The 21,513-nt window shown below is 40.9% G+C and carries 19 protein-coding genes; 17 read left to right on the top strand and 2 right to left on the bottom strand.

Features of this window, described 5'->3' with window-relative positions; translation table 11 throughout:
* Positions 1-61: 61 nt before the first annotated feature.
* Complete coding sequence (locus tag CVD19_RS22350) at positions 62-1,048, bottom strand: LCP family glycopolymer transferase (RefSeq protein WP_308314893.1); 987 nt, start codon at positions 1,046-1,048, stop codon at positions 62-64.
* A 558-nt stretch (positions 1,049-1,606) separates the two neighbouring features.
* Between CVD19_RS22350 and CVD19_RS22355 the strand changes: the two genes are divergently transcribed.
* The 10 genes from CVD19_RS22355 (at position 1,607) to CVD19_RS22400 (ending at position 12,801) form a co-directional block, all read left to right on the top strand.
* Positions 1,607-2,689 carry an acyltransferase family protein gene (locus CVD19_RS22355; RefSeq protein ID WP_180953754.1) on the top strand — a complete coding sequence of 361 codons (1,083 nt, stop codon included), beginning with the start codon at positions 1,607-1,609 and terminating at the stop codon, positions 2,687-2,689.
* Positions 2,690-2,753: 64 nt separating this feature from the next.
* Positions 2,754-4,094 carry an O-antigen ligase family protein gene (locus tag CVD19_RS22360; RefSeq protein ID WP_101585396.1) on the top strand — a complete coding sequence of 447 codons (1,341 nt, stop codon included), beginning with the start codon at positions 2,754-2,756 and terminating at the stop codon, positions 4,092-4,094.
* The gene (locus CVD19_RS22365; protein ID WP_101585397.1) at positions 4,091-4,927 is read left to right on the top strand and encodes a glycosyltransferase; all 837 of its coding nucleotides are present in this window, start codon (positions 4,091-4,093) and stop codon (positions 4,925-4,927) included. The genes CVD19_RS22360 and CVD19_RS22365 overlap by 4 nt, the downstream gene beginning before the upstream one ends.
* Positions 4,928-5,255: 328 nt before the next feature.
* On the top strand, positions 5,256-6,128 hold the full coding sequence (gene rfbA / locus CVD19_RS22370) for a glucose-1-phosphate thymidylyltransferase RfbA (RefSeq protein WP_101585398.1): 873 nt from the start codon (positions 5,256-5,258) through the stop codon (positions 6,126-6,128).
* 24 nt (positions 6,129-6,152) lie between these two features.
* Entirely contained in the window at positions 6,153-6,713 is a 561-nt protein-coding gene (gene rfbC, locus CVD19_RS22375; protein ID WP_101585399.1) for a dTDP-4-dehydrorhamnose 3,5-epimerase, read from the top strand.
* 9 nt (positions 6,714-6,722) lie between these two features.
* Complete coding sequence (gene rfbB / locus CVD19_RS22380) at positions 6,723-7,754, top strand: dTDP-glucose 4,6-dehydratase (RefSeq protein ID WP_101585400.1); 1,032 nt, start codon at positions 6,723-6,725, stop codon at positions 7,752-7,754.
* Positions 7,754-8,596 carry a dTDP-4-dehydrorhamnose reductase gene (gene rfbD, locus CVD19_RS22385; RefSeq protein ID WP_101585401.1) on the top strand — a complete coding sequence of 281 codons (843 nt, stop codon included), beginning with the start codon at positions 7,754-7,756 and terminating at the stop codon, positions 8,594-8,596. The genes rfbB and rfbD overlap by 1 nt, the downstream gene beginning before the upstream one ends.
* Positions 8,597-8,822: 226 nt before the next feature.
* The gene (locus CVD19_RS22390; protein WP_101585402.1) at positions 8,823-10,034 is read left to right on the top strand and encodes an ISL3 family transposase; all 1,212 of its coding nucleotides are present in this window, start codon (positions 8,823-8,825) and stop codon (positions 10,032-10,034) included.
* Positions 10,035-10,469: 435 nt separating this feature from the next.
* On the top strand, positions 10,470-11,564 hold the full coding sequence (locus CVD19_RS22395; protein ID WP_101585403.1) for a glycosyltransferase family 4 protein: 1,095 nt from the start codon (positions 10,470-10,472) through the stop codon (positions 11,562-11,564).
* A gap of 178 nt (positions 11,565-11,742) precedes the next feature.
* Positions 11,743-12,801, top strand: a complete 1,059-nt coding sequence (locus CVD19_RS22400; protein WP_101585404.1) for a glycosyltransferase family 4 protein — start codon at positions 11,743-11,745, stop codon at positions 12,799-12,801.
* A 34-nt stretch (positions 12,802-12,835) separates the two neighbouring features.
* Here the strand turns inward: CVD19_RS22400 and CVD19_RS22405 are convergent, their stop codons facing one another.
* Positions 12,836-13,474 carry a YigZ family protein gene (locus CVD19_RS22405; RefSeq protein WP_101585405.1) on the bottom strand — a complete coding sequence of 213 codons (639 nt, stop codon included), beginning with the start codon at positions 13,472-13,474 and terminating at the stop codon, positions 12,836-12,838.
* A gap of 440 nt (positions 13,475-13,914) precedes the next feature.
* Between CVD19_RS22405 and CVD19_RS22410 the strand changes: the two genes are divergently transcribed.
* From CVD19_RS22410 to CVD19_RS22440, 7 genes are all read left to right on the top strand, one after another.
* Positions 13,915-15,057: a sensor histidine kinase gene (locus CVD19_RS22410; protein WP_101585406.1), complete on the top strand. Its 1,143-nt coding sequence runs from the start codon at positions 13,915-13,917 to the stop codon at positions 15,055-15,057.
* Between the two features lie 78 nt (positions 15,058-15,135).
* Positions 15,136-15,819: a response regulator gene (locus CVD19_RS22415; RefSeq protein WP_101585407.1), complete on the top strand. Its 684-nt coding sequence runs from the start codon at positions 15,136-15,138 to the stop codon at positions 15,817-15,819.
* A gap of 113 nt (positions 15,820-15,932) precedes the next feature.
* The gene (gene sda / locus CVD19_RS22420; RefSeq protein ID WP_101585408.1) at positions 15,933-16,157 is read left to right on the top strand and encodes a sporulation histidine kinase inhibitor Sda; all 225 of its coding nucleotides are present in this window, start codon (positions 15,933-15,935) and stop codon (positions 16,155-16,157) included.
* Positions 16,158-16,418: 261 nt separating this feature from the next.
* Complete coding sequence (locus CVD19_RS22425) at positions 16,419-17,774, top strand: SH3 domain-containing protein (RefSeq protein WP_101585409.1); 1,356 nt, start codon at positions 16,419-16,421, stop codon at positions 17,772-17,774.
* Between the two features lie 186 nt (positions 17,775-17,960).
* On the top strand, positions 17,961-18,830 hold the full coding sequence (locus CVD19_RS22430; protein WP_101585410.1) for a DegV family protein: 870 nt from the start codon (positions 17,961-17,963) through the stop codon (positions 18,828-18,830).
* Between the two features lie 48 nt (positions 18,831-18,878).
* Positions 18,879-20,378, top strand: a complete 1,500-nt coding sequence (locus CVD19_RS22435; RefSeq protein WP_257985258.1) for a DEAD/DEAH box helicase — start codon at positions 18,879-18,881, stop codon at positions 20,376-20,378.
* A complete protein-coding gene (locus CVD19_RS22440; RefSeq protein WP_101585411.1) occupies positions 20,375-21,094 on the top strand; it encodes a ComF family protein in 720 nt (239 codons plus the stop codon). Before CVD19_RS22435 ends, CVD19_RS22440 begins: the two co-directional genes overlap by 4 nt.
* Positions 21,095-21,513 lie beyond the last annotated feature (419 nt).

The raw sequence follows: 21,513 nt of genomic DNA on the forward strand, positions 1-21,513 counted from the left end.
AGCCATTCAATAACTTAAAAAAAGACTAGTAATCTTGTTAGATTGCTAGTTCAAAAAATGTTCAGTATATATTTATTTTGGCAACAGTTGCTGCTGGAAGACCTAAATGTTCCCTTAACTCATTAGATAAGGATTGACGTGTTTGATCGCTCACCAGGTAATACCATTGATCACTTGGTTGAGGTTTTCCTTCTATTTGGATCTTCTGGATGTTTGAAGCTGCAGATTTATACGTTGATTGTATTCCTACCATATCGTCTAACGTTAAGTCGGTTTTGACATTTTTCTGTAGTGCTTCCAAAATTTCATCATATTTGGTTAGCGATGAAAATCCTGCGCCCTTGTTAATGACTTTAGAAATAACTTCTTTTTGTCTTTCCTGACGGCCAAAATCCCCGGTTGGATCTTCTTTCCTCATCCGGGCATATGCTAGTGCCTTTTCGCCGTTTAAGTGCTGGGGACCCTTTCGTAAAGTTATTCCATCTAATTCAAACGCATATTTATTGTCTACATCGATTCCGCCTACTGCATCAACTATATCTTTGAAGCCTTCCATATTAACTTCGGTATAATAATCAATAGGGATATTCAAGAAATTTTCTACCGTATCTATTGTCATCTCGATTCCGCCATAAGCATATGCGGCATTAAATTTACCAACTCTATTTTTGTTGGGTTTTTTCATACTTACCAGCTTTGTTTTAGTATCACGAGGTATGCTTATTAGTTTTGTTGATTTTTGTTCGGGATTTATTGTCACAACGATCATTGAATCTGTGCGACCTTTATCACCTTCACGCTCGTCTACGCCTACTAAGAGGACAGAAATAGGGTCTTTTCTATCAAATTCTATTTTTTCCTCTCGTTTTTTTGATGCTTCTCTCTTTATAGGTTGATGCATTTTATCGACAGCATTTGCAATATCCGAATATACATTATAAAAATACAAGCCTGCACCGACAGTCAACATAAAAAGGGTTAATAGAAAAACGCGAAAAACCCTGAGCTTTTTCTTTTTCTTCCCTGTCCTTTGTAGTCTGGTATTCAATTTAAAATCCCTTTCTTTATAAGGATAATAGGCTGTTATATTAAACAGCATATAACAAAAATTATAAGCCTAATATAGAATAATATCAACCTCAATTCGGGAAAAGGCTAAATGGATGATACAAAACGTGACAATATGATGTTATAATCAAATTTTGTGAGTATGCAATCTCTTAATTTGTCATTTTTTGGTGCTTCACCAATAAAAACAATAATTGTGGTAAAGTAGTTGAAGGTGAAAAAATTTTGTAGAAGCGAAGAGAGAAAAAACGCTAATAATCGTTTTATGTGGGTAAAATTTAATTATTACTCTCTTAAGTTATTTCGAATGCCGTACCATTTGCAGAGAATTAAATACAACTATTACAATAACGCTAATTTCATTATTATTTTTATACAGAGTATCATAAGTAGTTCAGTTAGCCAGGGTTTTTCTTTATCAATCCATATAAAGGTGCGATTTGGCGGCTCATTACTTTATAAGCCTTATTAAATTAATTAGCATTTTTTAAAAGACAGCTTATAGTATAAAATCGTGCTACGAAAGGTGGGATGTTGGGTGCTAATAAAGGGTAAAAATATTGATCAATGCATCAGTTCTAGAAAAAACAATCTGGATATCATTAGATTTATCGCAGCAGCTTTAGTTCTTTTTTCGCATTCTTACCCATTAACTTTAGGTAATAACTGGACAGAACCGTTTGGGGTTTTGACAAGGGGTGACATGACTTTCGGTGAGTTTGCTGTCAGCATATTTTTTGTGATCAGCGGATTTCTAATTACTCAAAGTTTCGACAGGTCTAAGGACCTCGTTTATTATTTCCAAGCCAGAATACTAAGGATATTTCCAGCACTAATTTTTTGTGTTTTATTAATAATTTTTGTACTGGGTCCCATTTTTACAGATTTAAGTTTCCGGGACTACTTTAATCATCATGAAACTTATGATTACTTACGGACCATCAGTTTATATTGGCTTCAGTTTGATTTGCCAGGTGTATTCCAAACAAATGTATGGCCTGGAGCTGTTAATGGTTCATTATGGACTTTGTGGTTTGAATTCTTCTTCTATATCGTGGTTGCGATTCTGGGAGTAACCAGACTTCTTAAAAAGAGAATTGTTCTGCTGGGATTCATCCTTTCTACTGTCCTCTTTATTCTGGGTAAAGGTGGATTCTATACTGATTTATTTAGGTATTTTAGTGCAGGAATGGTGTTTTATCTCTTCCGAAAACAAATTAGGTTAAATGGATGGGTTGCGTTCCTTTCGTTCGTTTTTTTACTGTCAACCATCAGAACAGGTTACTTTAGTTACTCACTTTCTATTTTTGGAACATATCTAATCTTCTATTTAGCTTTTGATACAAGAATAAAGATGCATAATTTCGGAAAATATGGGGATTTTTCTTATGGTATTTATATTTATGCATTTCCCGTGCAGCAAATAATGACGTTTATATCTGGTAACAAGTTAACACCTTTAGAAAACACATTGTTATCATTTCCGGTTACGTTATTATTGGCAATTGTTTCGTGGAACTTAGTGGAGAAGCAAGCTTTGAAATACAAAAAGTATCCTTATATTAAAAGACAATTGCAAATACAGGAAATGGCGATTGACTCACGAAGCAAACGCCTTTAAGCAATAAGTATGAGGAAACTGTCTGCACATTGAAAAGGCTAATGGAATAGGAGAGGATTTTTTTGTGAATAGGTTTGAAAAAATATTGCTGACTGCTTTTTTTGTAGAATTATTTGTTGGCGGCGGGGGAAGGTTGATTGACCTAGGCATACTTTCCATACGTCAAATTTTATTTTTATTACTTATTCTAACGCTGGTTTTTCGTATTCTGAAACAGAAAGCTTTTTTCGATAAAAATATTAATACCTTTATAAAATTAAGTCCGGTCACAATAGGCATTTACGCACTGCTACTTTGGTTTTTAGTCAGTGCTGCCATAGGATTTATAAATGGCCATCCAGTTTCCATCATCGTAATGGACTTTTTGAGGGTTTCTTTCGTCTTGGTATATTTTCCGTTGGCCTATTATATTTCTGAAGATAGGTTCTCGAAGCGGCGAATCATCTCTATTTTACAGTACTGTGCTTTAGTAGTTGCTATTTTTACAATAACCATATCCTTGTTGGGCAAGACAGTATTTAGTGGGAACTTCGGCCCTTTCTATAATTTTATGAACTCGATAATGAATGATGATTTATTCTTTAGGCCGAGTAATAGTGTCTTTTATAAGAGTCATTTGTTCGTATTAATTGCTTTAATCATTTCACTTAATGATGTGTTGAATAAAAAACATACTAAGATGGACGTAGCGATTCTGGTGTTGGGCTCTATTTCTGTCCTATGGTCTGAGACGCGGGGCTTTTTACTTACGTTCATTGTTAGTGCGTTAATCATTATTCTGCTTGATGCAAATGTTATAACTGAACCTATCAAAGGATTTACGAATAAAATCAAAAAATTGATGCAATCGAAAGCATTTCTAAAAAAAGCTACCATTTTAGTGCTGATCATCATTTCAATTCCTTTTTTATATAAGTATATGACCCTGGAGCGATTTCAGGAAGACGTAAAGGTTGAAAAGCCAGCTGTAGAACCTGTGAACAAACAGGAAGTGAATGATGTCAGTGTGAATTCCCGCATTGAATTTATGCTGGATTCAAAAGATATTCTCCTGAGCAACCCGGCACATCTAATCGTTGGAACAGGTTATGGTACTGAAATTGCTGGCAGGGTTACGGGTATCGAAATGAGTTTTCTGGATATCCTTGTAGAACAGGGATTAGTGGGGCTAGGTATGTGGCTATTTTTGTTCCTGCTGGTGTTTTATAACTACTACGTCGCTAATAAGCAAGGCAAGAAAATAGGTACATTGGAAATTTCCTTGATGGCTGCGTTTATGGGGCTTTTGTTGTTAACGAATATAAATCCTTTCATTAATAACCCGATTGGTATCAGTTTTTTTATTGTGTTATTAATCCTTTCGCAAAATAGAAAAGAGTCTATTTTAAATGGGGAACGGAAATGAAAAAAACATTTGTCATCGTTTTATATAAACTAAAGGTCGAACAAAGCAATACGTTTAGATCTCTAAAAGACACACTCCTGGTTGAAGATAGGCAACTGGATAATATTGAACTCATTTTGTATGATAATAGCCCACAGGCGCAGGAATTCAATATTGACCAGTATAGAAATATAAATATTACTTATAAACATGATGCGAGGAACCTTGGAATATCTACAGCCTATAACTATGCATTGTCAATTGCGAAGGCTAATGGCAGTGAATGGCTTCTTCTTTTGGATCATGATACAGAGATAACAAATGAGTATATGAAACAGATAATGGACCTCAATGAAATGAATGAACATATTGTAGGGGTAATCCCGAGAATCATTAGCGAAAATGTCATGATTTCACCAGTGTATAGCAATACATTAAGACCTCTACACGTTAAAAGACCTGTTGCAGGCATACAGGAGCAACCGGTTATGGCTATTAATTCGGGAACATTGTTAAGAGTTAAATTCCTGGAGCAGATAGGCGGCTTTAATGATGAATTTCCGTTGGATTATTTAGATCATTGGTTATTTCACCAAATTTATGAAACTGGGTATAAAGTCTGGCTGCTGAATACAATGTTGGAACATGAGTTGTCGGTCATGGACTATAGCAGAGTTTCGATTACCCGGTATAAAAATATTCTGGAATCAGAAATAAATTTTTATAAAAACTATAAATCAGATTTATATCGTTCTTACAGGATACAGCTTGCAAAGCGATTTATTAAACAACTTGTGACTATAAAGAATAAAAAAATAGCTTTGCATACACTTCGTCGGTTGTTTTTATGGTAGAGGGAGCTGTAATTTAAGGTATTAAAGGGTAGCTGCTTTGTGTGTGCTATTCTTGAAAAATTCTCTAAATGCATCTTTAACACTGTTGTAATGCAATGAAAATCAAACGCTCACTGCTCCTGAAAAAAATGAAGAACAATGAAGAGAAGAGGCTGTCTTTTAGCTGAGATATACAAATAATTTATTGTTACTTTTTTATTACATTCCATGAGGATATTTGTTTTTTTTTGACCTTCTTTCTATAATGGGAAAGGAGTGCTTGGCGATTTTTGTATAAAACAAATGAATAATGTTGTGACAAATACTATTCCCAAGGAGTGAGCGTTTTATGAAAGGTATTATTCTAGCAGGGGGAAGCGGAACCAGGCTTTATCCTTTAACCAAAGTAGTTTCAAAGCAATTGCTTCCTGTGTACGACAAACCAATGATTTATTACCCGCTATCAGCGCTGATGCTAGCCGGAATAAAGGATATATTGATTATTTCGACACCTGAGGATATTGGAAGGTTTGAGCAAATTCTTGGTGATGGATCTGACCTAGGCATGAATTTTAGTTACAAGATACAGCCGCATCCTGGTGGTTTGGCACAGGCCTTCATCCTTGGTGATGAGTTTATCGGCGATGAAAATGTGGCTCTTGTACTTGGTGATAACATTTTTTACGGGCATGGACTTACCGACCTCTTACGTAAGGCGGCCAGCCGAAAAACAGGTGCTACTGTGTTCGGGTACTATGTAAATGATCCTGAACGCTTTGGAGTGGTGGATTTTGATGAGGGTGGCAAGGCGATTTCTATAGAAGAAAAACCTATGGACCCAAAATCAAACTATGCTGTTACTGGCCTGTATTTCTATGATAATAGAGTTGTCGAAATTGCTAAAAGTATTAAACCGTCTGCACGGGGAGAGCTTGAAATAACGGATGTGAATAAAGCTTACCTGGAGATGGGTGAATTGAATGTTGAGCTACTTGGCCGTGGGTATGCCTGGCTGGATACTGGTACACATGAATCATTGCTTGAGGCTTCCCAATTCATTGAGACAATTGAAAAGCGCCAGACGCTTAAAATCGCATGCCTTGAAGAGATTGCCTATAAAATGGGTTATATTACAAAGGACAAGCTAATCGAGCTGGCACAACCGTTGAAGAAGAATCAGTATGGCCAGTATCTCATTAAAATAGCAAATCAGGGAAAGTAATTTTTAAGTGAGGCGGTATTAATAATGAAAGTTACTGAAACAAAGCTCCCGGGCGTGAAAATATTAGAACCAAAGGTTTTCGGGGACCACCGTGGTTATTTTATGGAAAGTTACAGTAAACAGGTTTTTGATGATTTGGGATTAAAATATGACTTTGTCCAGGACAACCAGTCACTTTCTGCTCCAGTTGGAACATTGCGGGGACTGCATTTCCAGTTAAACCCAAAGGCGCAAACAAAATTAGTGCGTTGTATTACAGGAGCTATATATGACGTAGCGGTAGACATTCGTAAAGGATCACCTACATATGGACAATGGGTTGGCGTTATTTTGAGCGAGCACAACAAACGGCAGCTGCTCGTCCCAAAGGGATTTGCCCATGGGTTCTGTACCCTCGTACCGGATACCACGGTTGCCTATAAAGTTGATGAATATTACTCTCCAGAAAATGATGGCGGAATTCTTTGGAATGACCCGGCACTGCGCATCGATTGGCCAACCAGTAATCCGGTTCTGTCAGAAAAGGATACCAAACATCCTGTGCTGGCAGAAGCGACCCATCTCAACTTTGTGTATGAAAAATAGGAGGAAATCATGACTGAAAAATTATTAATTACTGGCGGAGCAGGCTTCATTGGAAGCAACTTCGTACGTTACATGGTTAATAAGTATCCTGAATACAATATTGTGAATCTGGATCTACTCACATATGCAGGGAACCTTGAGAATCTGAAAGACATCGAGGACAAGCCTAACTATAAATTTGTTAAAGGTGATCTCGCAGATCGCGATTTTATTGATAACCTGTTTGAAGAAGAAAAATTTAATTATGTAATTAACTTTGCTGCTGAGTCCCATGTAGACAGAAGTATCACAAATCCTGATATTTTTGTACGTACTAATGTACAGGGAACACAAGTGCTGTTAGATGCGGCAAAGCGCATTAATGTAAAAAAATATCTTCAGGTTTCAACAGATGAAGTATATGGAACTCTTGGAGAAACAGGTTACTTCACGGAAGAAACACCGTTGGCGCCAAACAGCCCATACAGTGCAAGTAAGGCTGGAGGGGATTTGCTGGTCCGTGCTTATAACGAAACCTTCGGGCTGCCCGTGAACATTACCCGTTGCTCCAATAACTATGGCCCTTACCATTTCCCTGAGAAGCTTATTCCATTAATGATTATCAATGCACTGAATGATAAAGAGCTGCCTGTCTATGGCGATGGCTTAAACGTTCGTGACTGGCTGCATGTTGAGGACCATTGCCAGGCTATCGACCTTGTCCTTCACAAAGGACGTGATGGAGAAGTATATAATGTTGGCGGGAATAATGAACGCACTAACATTGAGATTGTGAAAACAATCTTGAAGCAGTTAGGTAAACCAGAGTCTTTGATTAAATTTGTTAAGGATCGTCCAGGCCACGACCGTCGTTATGCAATCGATGCAACTAAGCTGCGGGAAGAACTTGGCTGGAAGCCAAAGTACAACTTTGAAACTGGGATTGAACAAACAATCAAGTGGTATTTGGATAATCAAGAGTGGTGGGAAAACATTATTTCTGGTGACTACCAGGATTATTTCAAATCCCAATACGGCGACAGATTAAAAGAGGTAGAGTAATGAAGGTTGTAGTAACCGGCGCAGCAGGGCAATTGGGGCAAGATGTAGTTAAAGAATTGGAGAAAAAAAAAAATCAGGTTTACGGTATTGGGCGGAACGATTTAGATATTACGGATGAAGCAGCTGTCCTTGCCTATATTGAGGACGTAAATCCTGACGCTATCCTTCATTGTGCGGCTTATACAAATGTTGATGCTGCAGAATCTGATGAGGAAACAGCTTATAAAGTCAATGCACTTGCCACAGAGTATCTAGCTAAAGCGGCGAATAAGAATGGATCGAAAATGCTTTATGTCAGTACGGATTATGTTTTTGACGGTACCGCCAATGAACCTTATGAAGTCGATCATCCAACCAAGCCACTAGGTGTGTATGGTAAAACCAAGCTTGCTGGTGAGGAATTACTGGAAAAACATTTAGAACAGTTCTTTATTATCCGAACAGCCTGGGTGTTTGGAGTGAATGGAAACAATTTTGTGAAAACGATGCTCCGCCTTGGGCAAGAGCGCGGGGAAGTCGGAGTTGTCCACGATCAAGTAGGATCACCTACTTATACTGTGGACCTGGCCAGATTTATGATTGAATTGATGGAAACAGACAAATTTGGAATATACCATGCGAGTAATGAGGGAGTGTGCTCCTGGTATGAGTTTGCAGTGGAAATCTTTAAGCAGGCGGGCATGGAAGTTAAAGTTAATCCTTTAACAACAGAACAATTCCCGCGTCCAGCGGCGCGCCCAAAATACTCAGTGTTAAGCAAGAAAAAAATTTCTGAGCAGGGATTTACACCTTTACGGGATTGGAAAGAAGCACTCTCTGCCTACTTGATTGAATCAAAATAGTGAGTTCGCAATAAATACAATAAAATCTAAATTTGCAGCATGTAGAACATTAATTATTCTACATGCTTTTTTCTATACGTGACTGTTATATATATTTGTTTTTTCGGCTCTATAATATTTGTTGGGGTCTAGGCACACTTTCGTTTGCATAAAAAAACACGCAAACTCCCATTTCTTTTATACTTGAATTGTCGGAAACAAGTAGAGAGAATGGGGTTGCGTGCAAATGAATTTTATCATAAATATACCTGGATTAGAAGAGGCCACCGTGACCAGAGTGGAAGAACGCCATAACGTAGTATGTCTTTTTGTGGAGATGGAACGGAAGGTTCATCGCTGTCCCAGCTGCGATCAGAGGACTCGTCGCGTCCATGACTACCGGATGCAAAAGATTGATCATCTGAAATGGTTTGAAAGAAAGACTCAAATTTTTTACAAACGCCGTCGTTATGCCTGCCGTTGTGGGAAACGGTTTTCCGAGAAGAATCGGATTGTCGAACGGTATCAGCGTACTTCGGTGGAATGGAATCAGGCTATCTCCATCAGGGCCATAAAAGGAAAAACCTTTAAGGAGACGGCAGAGATTTATGGCACTTCTTCCACGACAATTGTCCGCCGGTTTGACCGGATGGCCGCTGAAATCCGTCCGGTAGAACAGTTGCCATCCGTCATTGCCGTTGATGAGCACAAGGGTGACACGAAGGAAGGAAAGTATCAGTTAATTATCGCTGATGGCATCACGAAGAAACCCCTCGACATCTTACCCAATCGGCATAAGAAGACCATCAAGTGCTATCTTCAAAAGCATGGCAGCCAGGTTCAAGTAGTGATCATGGATATGAGTCCTGCCTTTAAAGCAGCTGTTCAGTCCGCGTTGGGCCGTCCTGTGATTGTGGCAGACCGGTTCCACTTTTACAGGTATATTTACTGGGCACTGGATGGGGTAAGAAGACGAGCCCAACAGGTTTTTCATGACTATGACCGCAAGAAGTGCAAACGAATGAAACATGTCTTTCATAAGGCAAATGGCCGTTTAACGGAGGAAGAGCGCTGGCATTTGGATCGTTACCTCGAGATGTCAGAGGAACTGAAGGCCGCGTATGAACTGAAAGAAGCTTATCGTGAGTGGTTTTTAGAAGCCAAAGAGATCGGTAAGGACCAAATAGCTACCGTGAAAGACGGGTTAAACCGGTTTTATGACTTGGTTGTTGATGCGGGCATTCCTGAAATGATGAAAGCCATACAGACATTTCAAAACTGGCAGACAGAGATCCTGAACAGCTTTGTGTATGATTATTCAAACGGCTTTTTAGAAGGAATCAACAACTCCACCAAAGTAATAAAGCGCAATGCCTTTGGCTTTAGAAATTTTGAACGCTTTCGGGCGAAGATATTATTAACACATCAGTATAAAGGAATTGGGGTTCACATTGGATAAGGGTGACGACACCTGGTCATCACCCCAACATTTGACGTAGAACCGTTTTTTCTGATGATTACTGGTTAAGTACACCATCCAATATGTTGGCTAACATAATAAAATTACTTTCAGTGTATTAAACACCTTAAAAAGTGGTATATATTAATCACATTAGATTTTGTTTCAGATTTTTTTTGAATTATTTCACATAGAATTTGCAACCTTAATGAAAAAATTTCGTCTTATTAATGAGACAACTTCAGTATTTTAATTTAGCTCGGAGCAATGAGCTGTTCGTATGTTCATACGAAAATATTACAATGTTAAATTATTAAATTGATTTACTTTTTAGCATCAGTCTGTGCTATAATCGCGTAGGAGTAAAAAGCTTAATTATAAAATGAAGTATTAAGATTCTCAAACAGTCACAAGAATATTAGCATGGAGGGGCTTATGTTATATTTCACTCTGATAACTTGTTTTGTTGCAGCAATGCTCCTTACACCTTTAATAAAAAAATTGGCGTTTAAAATCGGCGCAACCGATCAGCCGAACCATAGAAAAGTACACGCAAAAATCATGCCCCGGCTTGGTGGATTAGCAATCTTTTTCAGTTTTATCCTTGGGATTGTTATTTTGCAGCCGAGCGTAAATTATGAATTGGCGACAATTCAGCCCAATGAAAAACTACACTTGGCCATAATATTTGGAAGTTTAATAATTCTATTGACAGGTATATTTGATGATATTAAAGAGATTTCCCCGAAAGTAAAAATGTTGGGCCAAGTCGTTGCGTCTTTTATTGTTGTGCTTTTTGGGGATTTGAATGTTGAGTTTATCAATCTGCCATTTGGCGGGCAAATTGATTTTGGCTTTTTAAGCATCCCTATTACGATGATCTGGATAATCGGAATCACCAATGCCATCAATTTAATAGATGGACTCGATGGTTTGGCGGCTGGAGTTTCTACGATTGCATTGTTTACGATTGCCGGAATGGCTTTGTTAATGGGCAATGCTTATGTTATGGTAATGGCATTACTGCTGGCTGTAGCATCCGCAGGGTTTCTTGTTTACAACTTTCATCCCGCTAAGATTTTCATGGGAGATACAGGAGCCTTATTCTTAGGGTATATGATTGGTGTACTGTCGTTGTTAGGCTTTAAAAGCGTTACTTTTATTTCGTTAATTGTCCCAATTATTATTTTGGGAGTGCCGATTTCAGATACATTCTTTGCCATCATCCGCCGTATCGTCAATAAGCAACCTTTATCCGCACCTGACAAATCCCATCTGCATCACTGTTTATTGCGTGTTGGGTTTTCTCATAAGCAAACGGTGTTATTGATATATGCGATGAGTGCTCTGTTTGGATTAGCAGCCTTTATCTTTTCACAGGCTACTTTATGGGGTTCAATGATTGTAATAGCAGTGCTGCTGATTGTAATCGAGCTCTTCGTTGAAAAAATCGGTTTGGTCCGCGAAGACTATCAGCCATTGTTGAAATTTCTAAGAGGATTGAATCCAGTAAACGTGAAAGATCGTTAATAAGCATTACTTAGTCTAAGGAGTCCTCTCCTTAGACTTTTTCTATTTCTCTGCCTAAAGGATTTTTTTATTATCCCAATTTTTTTCACTACGCTTACGAGTAAATCATTTTCTTACCCAATTTTCCCTGTTTTCTTTACAGCACTTAAGGGGCAACATAGGAACAAGGAGGATGGGCATGCTGTATTTGACATTGTTATTATGCTTTTTTTTGTCTTTAATCATTACACCTTCTGTGAAGAAATTGGCCTTTTCGGTCGGGGCTACAGACAATCCGAATCAAAGGAAGGTCCATACAAAAACAATGCCCCGTCTGGGCGGGCTTGCTGTATTTATCAGTTTTTTCGCTGGTATGCTCATCATTGGACCAATACATCAATATTGCAATTATATATTGTTCGGAAGTATCATCATCATCCTTACAGGAATTATAGATGATATTATAGAGCTATCCCCTAAAATGAAATTATTGGGACAGCTTATTCCAGCTGGAACAGTTCTTTACGGTGGATTACATATTGACTTCATTAGCTTGCCTTTCGGAATGAAACTGGAGTTCGGGTGGATGAGCATTCCAATTACCCTGCTATGGATTATTGGAATTACGAATTCGATTAATCTGATTGATGGATTGGACGGGCTGGCGTCTGGAGTTTCAGCGATTGCCTTACTGTCGATTTCAGGCATGGCGGTTTTAATGAATGATTGGTACGTGTCCAGTGTCGGTTTCATACTGCTCGCCAGTATTTTGGGTTTTTTGCCGTATAATTTTCACCCTGCAACAATTTTTCTTGGGGATAGCGGTTCGCTTTTTTTAGGATATATGATCGCGGTGTTATCCTTGCTTGGATTTAAAAACGTCACTTTTATTTCATTCATCGTCCCAATTGTCATACTTGGAGTGCCTATTTCAGATACTTTATTTGCCATCATCAGAAGAGTAACCACCAATAAACCCTTTTCGGCTCCGGATAAATATCATTTGCATCATTGTTTACTGCATATTGGTTTTTCCCATCGTCAAACGGTGTTGATCATCTATATAATGGCTGTTTTCTTTGGAGCAATCGGCGTGATCATCACGAAATCCAATTTGAGGGGTACTTATATATTTATTGGAATTCTAATTTTAATGCTGGAGTTATTTGCGGAAAAAATCGGCTGGGTCGGAAAAGAGTTTAAACCATTATTAAAAATTGCTCAACTGTTCAGGCTTTCTCCGGGAAAAAATGAGTAAACAAACAAAGGACAGATCACACTGTCCCGTTTTTTCAATCCGATTTTTCTTCCTCTAAATATAAAAGCTGCCCTTGTGTTGTATCGCTCTGGGCATTCGTCAATTCGATCATCCACTCCGTGAAAGCTTCAGTCTGATGTTCCTCCACAAAGGTTTCAAATTCTACTTTATCAAGGTAATGAATTTCCTTAATCGTGTAGATGGATGAGCGGAGCTCGTTCTCTATTTTCCCGAGCCATGTGTAGTCGATTGTGGTGTGCATGACACGCATCAGTTTTCGCTCGACAATCCCGGTGGCGGCCAGTCCTTCTGATGTAGCTTTTCCGTATGCGCGGATGAGGCCGCCTGCACCTAGTTTTATCCCGCCAAAATAGCGGGTTATGACTACTACTGTATCTTTTAACTGCTTTTTCTTTAATACCTCCAGGATTGGGACTCCGGCGGTTCCGGACGGCTCTCCGTCATCGTTCGCTTTCTGGATCTGGTCATTCTCTCCGATAAAGTAGGCTGAACAATTGTGGGTGGCGTCCCAGTGCTTCTTTTTGATGCCCTGGATGAACTCCTGGGCTTCTTCCTCTGTTTCTGCTCTGCTTACATGGGCAATAAATCGTGATTTTTGGATTGCGATTTCGTGTTCTCCGTATCCTTTTACTGTATAGTAGCAGGGCAGCATTTTTACCGCTCCTTTCTTTGCTTACTAAAAACTAATATCCGACAAAACATAATATTAAATGTAGTCCGGTATGACAGATTACATTATAATCCACCAGTAATTTGAGTGCTAATGTAATGAAACTTTAATATCGCGAAATGTGGCAGGTGATATAATGATAAAGTGTGTACCAGAATGCTTGTTGGTATTATTTTTTACTATTCTTTTTCTATATATTAAAGGTAATATTACTTATAAGCCATGTTTTTTTATTTATATAATTGGTTTAATTATTCAATTTATAGGATATAAGACTTAGGATAAAAAACGGGACTTATGTCTTTTTAACGAATTTTTAATAAATTGGTATGTTTTTCATGTAGATTAATAGTAACCGAACCGTTTTAGCGATAAAATATTGACAAGTGCCAAAAGGATTAACAGCCCTCGGGGGAGTGCAAATGGCCATAAAAAAATTCGACACAAAAACGCTCGACCATATTCTTGAGCAAATGATTGAAACCGTAGGCAGCAGCAAGGATGAAATCTTCCAGATCGGCGAGCAGTGCCGGCAAGACTACGATTCAATAATTGAGGAATTGAAAGAGGTCAAGCGAATGGTCGCTCAAATGATCAACGAAGGCGACAAGCTTGACGTCCAGGTGCGTTTCGCACGCAAAAGGCTTTCCGAGGTGAGCAAACACTTCAAGGACTATACTGAAAGTGAAGTCCGTGAAGCATATGAAATTGCCCATAAGCTGCAGATGGATTTGACGATGAACCGCCAGCTGGAAAAACAACTGCGGGATCGCAGGGATGATCTTGAACGGCGTCTTTGCGGCCTGACAGAAACGATTCAACGGGCAGAGCACCTCGTTTCCCAGATTTCTGTGGTGATGAACTATTTGATGAGTGATTTGCGCCAAATGGGCGAAGCCCTGGAAAACGCCAGGCAGAAGCAGGATTTTGGGCTGAAGATTATTGAAGCCCAGGAAGAAGAGCGGAAGCGGCTGTCCCGGGAAATACATGACGGCCCTGCACAAATGCTCGCAAATGTGATGATGCGATCTGACCTGATTGAAAAGATTTACAAGGAAAGAAGTGCCGAGGAAGCGATCATAGAAATACGCAGCCTGAAAAAGACCGTCCGTTCTGCACTGTATGAGGTACGGAGAATTATTTATGATTTACGCCCCATGGCTCTGGATGATCTGGGACTTGTACCCACGCTGAAAAAGTATTTGCAGACGATTGAAGAGTATCATCAAACGACAAAAATCCATTTTACGAATATTGGCCAAGACCGGCGGCTTCCGGCAAAATACGAAGTAGCCCTGTTCAGGATGATCCAGGAATCCGTACAGAATGCGCTCAAGCATGCCGGCGCCGATACCATTCAAGTAAAATTAGAAATAAAAAAAGATTCCGTTACTGTCGTCGTAAAAGATGACGGGAAAGGATTCGACACCAATATCAAGAAGCCCGAATCCTTTGGCATCCTTGGATTAAAGGAGAGAGTGGAGCTGCTTGAAGGCGAACTGTCGATTCATTCAAAAATAGGTACTGGAACGTTGATCGTTATCCAAGTACCGTTAACTGTGTGATTTCCAGGCCGGGAGAATTTTTATTCTCCCGTACCTACGGGATAAAAAAGAGATAGAAGTCGTAAGGGAGGCGAATTTATGACAACCAAGATTGTCATTATTGATGACCATCAACTATTTAGAGAAGGGGTAAAACGAATCCTCGATTTTGAAAAATCATTTGAGGTAGTGGCCGAGGGTGATGACGGATCCGAAGCAGTTGATCTGGTAGAGCAATATCATCCGGATGTAGTAATCATGGATATCAACATGCCTACCACTAACGGAGTGGAAGCAACCAGGCAATTAATCGAAAAGTATCCTGAATCAAAGGTCATTATCCTGTCCATCCATGATGATGAGAATTATGTTACGCATGCACTAAAAACAGGCGCGACTGGCTATCTATTAAAAGAAATGGATGCTGACGCCCTGATCGAAGCGGTTAAAGTCGTAGCTGACGGAGGCTCTTATTTGCATCCGAAGGTGACGCATAACCTCGTAAAAGAATACCGTCGCCTGTCCACGGATGAATCAGGTTCTGATCAATACATACAGCAAATCGAAATCCGCCGCCCGCTGCATCTGCTGACGCGCCGTGAATGCGAAGTCCTGCAGCTTCTTGCGGACGGCAAAAGCAACCGTGGCATTGGAGAGGCGTTATTCATCAGTGAAAAAACAGTTAAAAACCACGTCAGCAATATCCTTCAAAAGATGAACGTGAACGACCGCACTCAGGCCGTTGTTGTTGCTATTAAAAACGGTTGGGTGGAAGTCCGATAAATTTGTTCAAACGGCAATCGGATAATCATCAGCAACTATTAAACACATTTGTCGAAATGGCAAATGTGTTTTTTGCATAGACTCAAGAAATCCTGTCCCAAAAAAAGGAGAAATTGTCACAAAATCATCCAAATCATTTACAAAACACCAGTACATTTTGTTACAATGGGGTTATTGTAGTAGAAGGGGTGATTGCAATTTCAGCTCTTGCGAATTTATCAGATGAGGATTTAATGGAAGTGTACGAGAAAGCCCTTAATTTACAGCTGGAAACAGCCTTTATTGGCTTGCTCGCAATTGAGATGGATATTAGGGGTTTAAGAGAAGTTATGGCATGATAGTTTCCTTACATAAGAGTCGAACCGCTGCGCAATCGCCTGCAGCGTTTTTTTATTTTAATAATGAATAGTAAAATGAGTCTTTTGGTAATAAGTCGTTTATCCTGACTATATTAGTCTTCTAATGCTTTCGATTCAATTTTGCTGTTCCAAGGGGATATTGTTAGACTTCCACCATGTTTCCCGATATTTTTATAGTAGTTTGCAAGTTTCGACAAACTATTATGAAGATTCCAACATCATCGGGAGGAGAAGAAAATAATGACCCAATTAGACAACAATTACAGCAAGGGCAGGCCAATGCTAAAGGTGATTTCGAAAGGAATTATTGCTTCATCCATCCTCGCAAGCAGTGTTCTGCTTCCCCAAATTCCTTTGTTTAATAACAGCCAGGCAGTTGTGGAAGCCAGCTCTTATTCTGTTAATGCTACGAATTTAAATGTCCGTTCAGGGCCTGGCACACATTTCTCCAGGATTGGCAGCCTGCCTAGTGGCAGCGGAATCCAGGTGATTGAACAATTAAACAATGGCTGGTACAAAATATCCTATAAAGGACAGACTGGTTATGTGTCCGGACAGTATGTGAGATCAGGGGCCGGTCCTTCACCAACTACGTCCAGTACATATACTGTTACTGCAACCGTTTTGAATGTCCGGTCCGGGCCAGGCACGAATCATGCCAGAATCGGAAGCCTCAGGCAAGGGAGTTCATTGCAGGTTGTCCAGAGGTTAAACAATGGCTGGTATGAAATTTCTTTTAACGGTAAAAGGGCATACGTTAGCGGGCAATACGTTACAACAGCCGGCTCAAGCCCAGTGGCATCGGCCGTGTACAGAGTAAATGCAACCGGACTAAACGTGCGTACCGGTCCAGGCTTGGAACACCGTAAAATTGGGTTATTGAAAAATGGCACAGTGTTAAACGTTATACATAGAGAAAGCAATGGATGGTACAAAATTAATTTTAACGGCCAAACAGGATATGTTAGTGGCCAATATGTGACTACAGGCAATGTCGGCGGGCCATCCGGGGCAAACATCCTTAATGTTCCCCTGATTGCCCAGCGCCCGGAATTACCGAGCGGATGCGAAGCCACAGCACTTGCAATGGCTTTAAACTATCATGGTGTGAATGTTAGTAAGACGACCTTGGCGAATCAAATGCCGTATGACCCGACACCACTCACACGAAATTCAAACGGTTCGATCAGAACATGGGGAGACCCGGATGTTGGTTTTGTTGGAACACCATTTGGCAATGGCTACACCATCAATCCAGGGCCGCTGAAGCAAGTTCTTGATCGATACCGTCCAGGCGGTGTGAACCTGCATGGCGCAGATTTTTCAGCAGTTGAACAGTATGTTCTGCAGGGGAAACCGGTATTGGCATGGTTTACGATCAGCCACGAGATGCCTTCAGCACGAACGTGGACAACACCTGCCGGGAAAACCATTAATGCTGCAAGGCCGTTGCACTGCATTGTCGTGACAGGCGTAGATGCCAACTATGTTTACTTCAATGACAGTGAGTCTGTTCAGAAAAACGTAAAGATGTCCAAGTCGAAATTTATCAGCATATATAATGCCATGGGCAAACGTGCTCTGGCAGTGAACTGATTTAGTATTGAAGCATTTACGAGAAGGAGAAATCTCGTGAATGCTTTTTTAGTCCGGTTTTAAATTCGAAAAAGGAGGCCCACCGTAAATTTAATATTTCCAATTTGTTAAAGTAATGCATTTAAATAGGAATTCATATAAAATGAGGAGTGTAGGTAATTAGAAAAATAAGGATGGTACACTGACATGAAAACGGCAGTTGTCACGGATAGTACAGCGTACATTCCGAAAGAATTGCATGAAAAACTAAATATACATATGATCCCTTTGACTGTTATTTTTGGGAATGAAACTTATCGGGAAGAAATCGATATCACCGCGGAAGAGTTTTATGAGGAAGTTAAACATAAGGAACTGCCGACGACATCACAGCCGCCAATCGGCCAGTTTGTGGAGCTGTTCGAACAACTCGCAAACGAATATGACGCTGTCATCAGCATTCACCTGTCAAGCGGCATCAGCGGCACGTTCCAGGGGGCGGGCACTGCCGGTACAATGGTCGAGGGGATAAAGGTTTATCCGTTTGATTCTGAGATCAGCTGCATGGTGCAGGGTTTTTATGCCATAGAAGCGGCGGAACTCGCGGAGCAGGGTGAGAGTGCGGATACTATCATTGCCCGGTTGAAGGAGATGAAACAATCAGTCAGGGCTTATTTTATGGTGGATGACTTAAGCCACCTGCAGCGCGGAGGCCGACTGTCCAGCGCCCAGGCTTTTATCGGCAGCCTGCTGCAAGTAAAGCCGTTGCTTCATTTCGAGGATAAAAAAATTGTTCCGTTCGAAAAAGTGCGTACCCGCAAAAAAGCCCTCAATCGAGTCGTTGAACTGCTGGAAGAGGATGCAGGAAGCGGCGAAGCCTACCGGGTGGTCATCATCCACGCCAACCGGGAGCAAGAAGCAATCGAATGGAAGGCCGAGCTCGAAGCGAAGTTTCCGAATGTCGAATTCTTGATCAGCTACTTCGGCCCCGTCATTGGCACCCACCTTGGGGAAGGGTCCATGGGGATGGGTTGGTATAAAAAAATAACGAGCATGCTTCAGAGACGCCATTTCTAAATTATTCATGGGTGGCGTCTTTGTAAATAGAAATTGAGGTGATTTCATTTGAGATTTTGTATTCAAAATAATAAGCTTGTCCCCGAACTACTCCTTGATTCGCCCGAGTCGACCTTCCCCCTTGGCCAAATTCCTTTAATGCCAGAATCCCCACGGATAAACCAATCTTTTCATTACAACACCCAACTCCAACAGTTCCTCTCCGGAAAACAGCTTTTACTTGATGAACTCCCCTTTCCGCTTGAAGAAATCCATGAACATTATGAAAATGGGTATATAAATTACCGCAAAGGAATACGGCAGATTGGGAACGGCTTTTTGTGCAACCGGTGCGGGAACGATGATGACCGCTGGTTTGGATCTTTTCCTTGTTCCAGATGCGGTGAGAAGTGCACATACTGCTGGAAATGCCTGATGATGGGACGGGTGAGCGGCTGTACACCCCTAATTATCTGGACTGGACCGGAACCGGAATATCAGCTTCCGGCTGAACCCCTTTGCTGGTCGGGAACTCTTTCCAACGGCCAGCAGGCAGCATCAAACCGCACTGTCGACACGATAGAGACTTCAGGCGAATTGCTCGTTTGGGCAGTTTGCGGCGCAGGGAAAACAGAGGTGTTGTTTGCCGGTATCAACCACGCGCTCTCCGAAAGGAAACGAGTCTGTATCGCAACTCCACGGACAGACGTGGTACTAGAACTCACTCCGCGACTGAAAGCTGTGTTCCCCGAAGTGAAAGTAGCCTCTCTGCATGGCGGCAGTGAAGACCGTTATGACTCCGCCCCACTGACAATTTCTACGACTCACCAGCTGTTCCGCTTTTACAGGGCATTCGATGTCATTATTGTCGATGAAGTCGATGCCTTTCCGTACTCCATTGATGAAACGCTCCAATTTGCTGTCCGGCAAGCCAGGAAGCCTGATTCCTCACTCATCTTCCTTACCGCAACCCCAAGCCAAAAGTGGCAGAAGGAATGCCGTGCAGGCAAAAGAAATTATATTACCATTCCGGCCCGCTTTCACCGTCATTCCCTTCCAGTTCCTGAATTCATATGGTGTGGAAACTGGCAAAAATGCCTAAAAAAAGGCAAGCTCCCCGAAAATGTGATCAGGTGGGTGAAACAGCGGCTTGATGATGGAAAACAGGCATTAGTGTTTGTTCCGCAGATCGTTTTGATGGACAAGATGCTGCCGTTTTTCAGAAAACTGGAGCCCACGATCGAATCTGTCCATGCTGAAGACCCCGCCAGACGGGAAAAGATCATGAAGATGAGGGGCAAACAGATTCTTATTATGCTCACCACTACAATCCTGGAACGGGGTGTCACTTTCCCGAATGTTGATGTTGCGGTAATTGGATCAGAGGATCGCATTTTCACCGAAAGCGCGCTCGTCCAAATTGCTGGCAGGGTAGGAAGGAGAGCCGATTACCCTTCCGGAAATGTTACGTTTTTTCATTACGGGAAAACAGAAGCGATGTTAAAGGCCAGGAAACAAATCCAGTCGATGAACAATGAGGCGCGGCAGAAAGGATTGATAGATGGATGAGATTGTTTGAATCAGAATTTTGCTTGTTTTGCCATGCAGAGCTTGAACCGGAAACCACTTGGCATAGCCTGTTCTGGAAGGTTGAAGAGGAATCGGTCTGTCCTGCATGCCGTGGAAAAATGATTAAAATCGAAGGTGAAACATGCCAAATTTGCAGCCGCCCTTTTAACACGGTTGATGTTTCATACCAGGACGGTGAGGTTTGTCTTGACTGTCGCCGCTGGGAGGAGGACCCCGACTGGTCGGGTTGCCTTAGCCAAAATATTTCCTTATATGTTTACAACGATTTTTTAAAAGAAATCATTGCCAGGTATAAGTTCCGGGGAGATTACATCTTGGCCAGAGGTTTCTCAGGGGATATAAAAAAAGTTTTATCCAAGTTCAGTATTGATTTCCTCGTGCCTATCCCGCTAAGTTCAGAGCGCCAATACGAAAGGGGCTTTAACCAGGCAGAAGCATTGATCCTCGAAGCAGGAATTCAGCCCGCACATCTCCTCACCAGACTCCACACTGAAAAACAGTCGAAAAAATCCCGGAGTGAACGGATACACCTTCCGCAAGTTTTTCAAATTGGTAAAGATGCAGCTGCAGTAGCAGGTAAAATAGTGCTGCTTATTGATGATATCTATACAACAGGTTCAACGCTAAGACATGCGGCAAAGGTTTTAAAAGACGCAGGTGCTACGAAGATTTTGTCATTAACGCTAGCGAGGTAAAATGTGAAATAGCGGTTGCGCGAGTTATCGTATTATTACCAGCAAAGACAAAGCATTTAGCCGCCAATCGTTATTGTATTGCAGACAAAAGATGGGCGATATAAAAAACCGTCCTTATCACGGATGATTAAACACCTAGTTCCCCCATCTAAGGTACATCGTTAATGTACAGCATTGTGAACCTTGAGCTTGAGCATGGATTGTCAGTAAAACTCCGGTTGGCGTGTATTTACTGGTAACAGGTGTGTTTATGCCTATAGATTTAATTATTCGGTCAACCTCCTGTTGGTTTCCCATTTGAGCAGCTGTCATGAGCCTTGACGCGAATTGGGGGTCGGCAAACTTTCTAAGTATAGTACTTGCCTGGATAACAGTATGCTGAAACGCAGTTACAGAATGCTCAAAAGTTGACACGTCTA

It is taken from the genome of Bacillus sp. T33-2, from assembly GCF_002860205.1.
Taxonomy (GTDB): domain Bacteria; phylum Bacillota; class Bacilli; order Bacillales; family Cytobacillaceae; genus T33-2.

Excerpts from the sequence above, each read along its gene's own strand:
- CVD19_RS22440 (WP_101585411.1), top strand. The coding sequence starts at position 20,375 with ATGAGATTGTTTGAATCAGAATTTTGCTTGTTTTGCCATGCAGAGCTT.
- CVD19_RS22405 (WP_101585405.1), bottom strand. The coding sequence starts at position 13,474 with ATGCTGCCCTGCTACTATACAGTAAAAGGATACGGAGAACACGAAATC.
- CVD19_RS22415 (WP_101585407.1), top strand. The coding sequence starts at position 15,136 with ATGACAACCAAGATTGTCATTATTGATGACCATCAACTATTTAGAGAA.
- rfbC (WP_101585399.1), top strand. The coding sequence starts at position 6,153 with ATGAAAGTTACTGAAACAAAGCTCCCGGGCGTGAAAATATTAGAACCA.
- CVD19_RS22430 (WP_101585410.1), top strand. The coding sequence starts at position 17,961 with ATGAAAACGGCAGTTGTCACGGATAGTACAGCGTACATTCCGAAAGAA.
- CVD19_RS22395 (WP_101585403.1), top strand. The coding sequence starts at position 10,470 with ATGTTATATTTCACTCTGATAACTTGTTTTGTTGCAGCAATGCTCCTT.
- rfbA (WP_101585398.1), top strand. The coding sequence starts at position 5,256 with ATGAAAGGTATTATTCTAGCAGGGGGAAGCGGAACCAGGCTTTATCCT.
- CVD19_RS22400 (WP_101585404.1), top strand. The coding sequence starts at position 11,743 with ATGCTGTATTTGACATTGTTATTATGCTTTTTTTTGTCTTTAATCATT.
- CVD19_RS22410 (WP_101585406.1), top strand. The coding sequence starts at position 13,915 with ATGGCCATAAAAAAATTCGACACAAAAACGCTCGACCATATTCTTGAG.
- CVD19_RS22365 (WP_101585397.1), top strand. The coding sequence starts at position 4,091 with ATGAAAAAAACATTTGTCATCGTTTTATATAAACTAAAGGTCGAACAA.
- CVD19_RS22425 (WP_101585409.1), top strand. The coding sequence starts at position 16,419 with ATGACCCAATTAGACAACAATTACAGCAAGGGCAGGCCAATGCTAAAG.
- CVD19_RS22390 (WP_101585402.1), top strand. The coding sequence starts at position 8,823 with ATGAATTTTATCATAAATATACCTGGATTAGAAGAGGCCACCGTGACC.
- rfbB (WP_101585400.1), top strand. The coding sequence starts at position 6,723 with ATGACTGAAAAATTATTAATTACTGGCGGAGCAGGCTTCATTGGAAGC.
- rfbD (WP_101585401.1), top strand. The coding sequence starts at position 7,754 with ATGAAGGTTGTAGTAACCGGCGCAGCAGGGCAATTGGGGCAAGATGTA.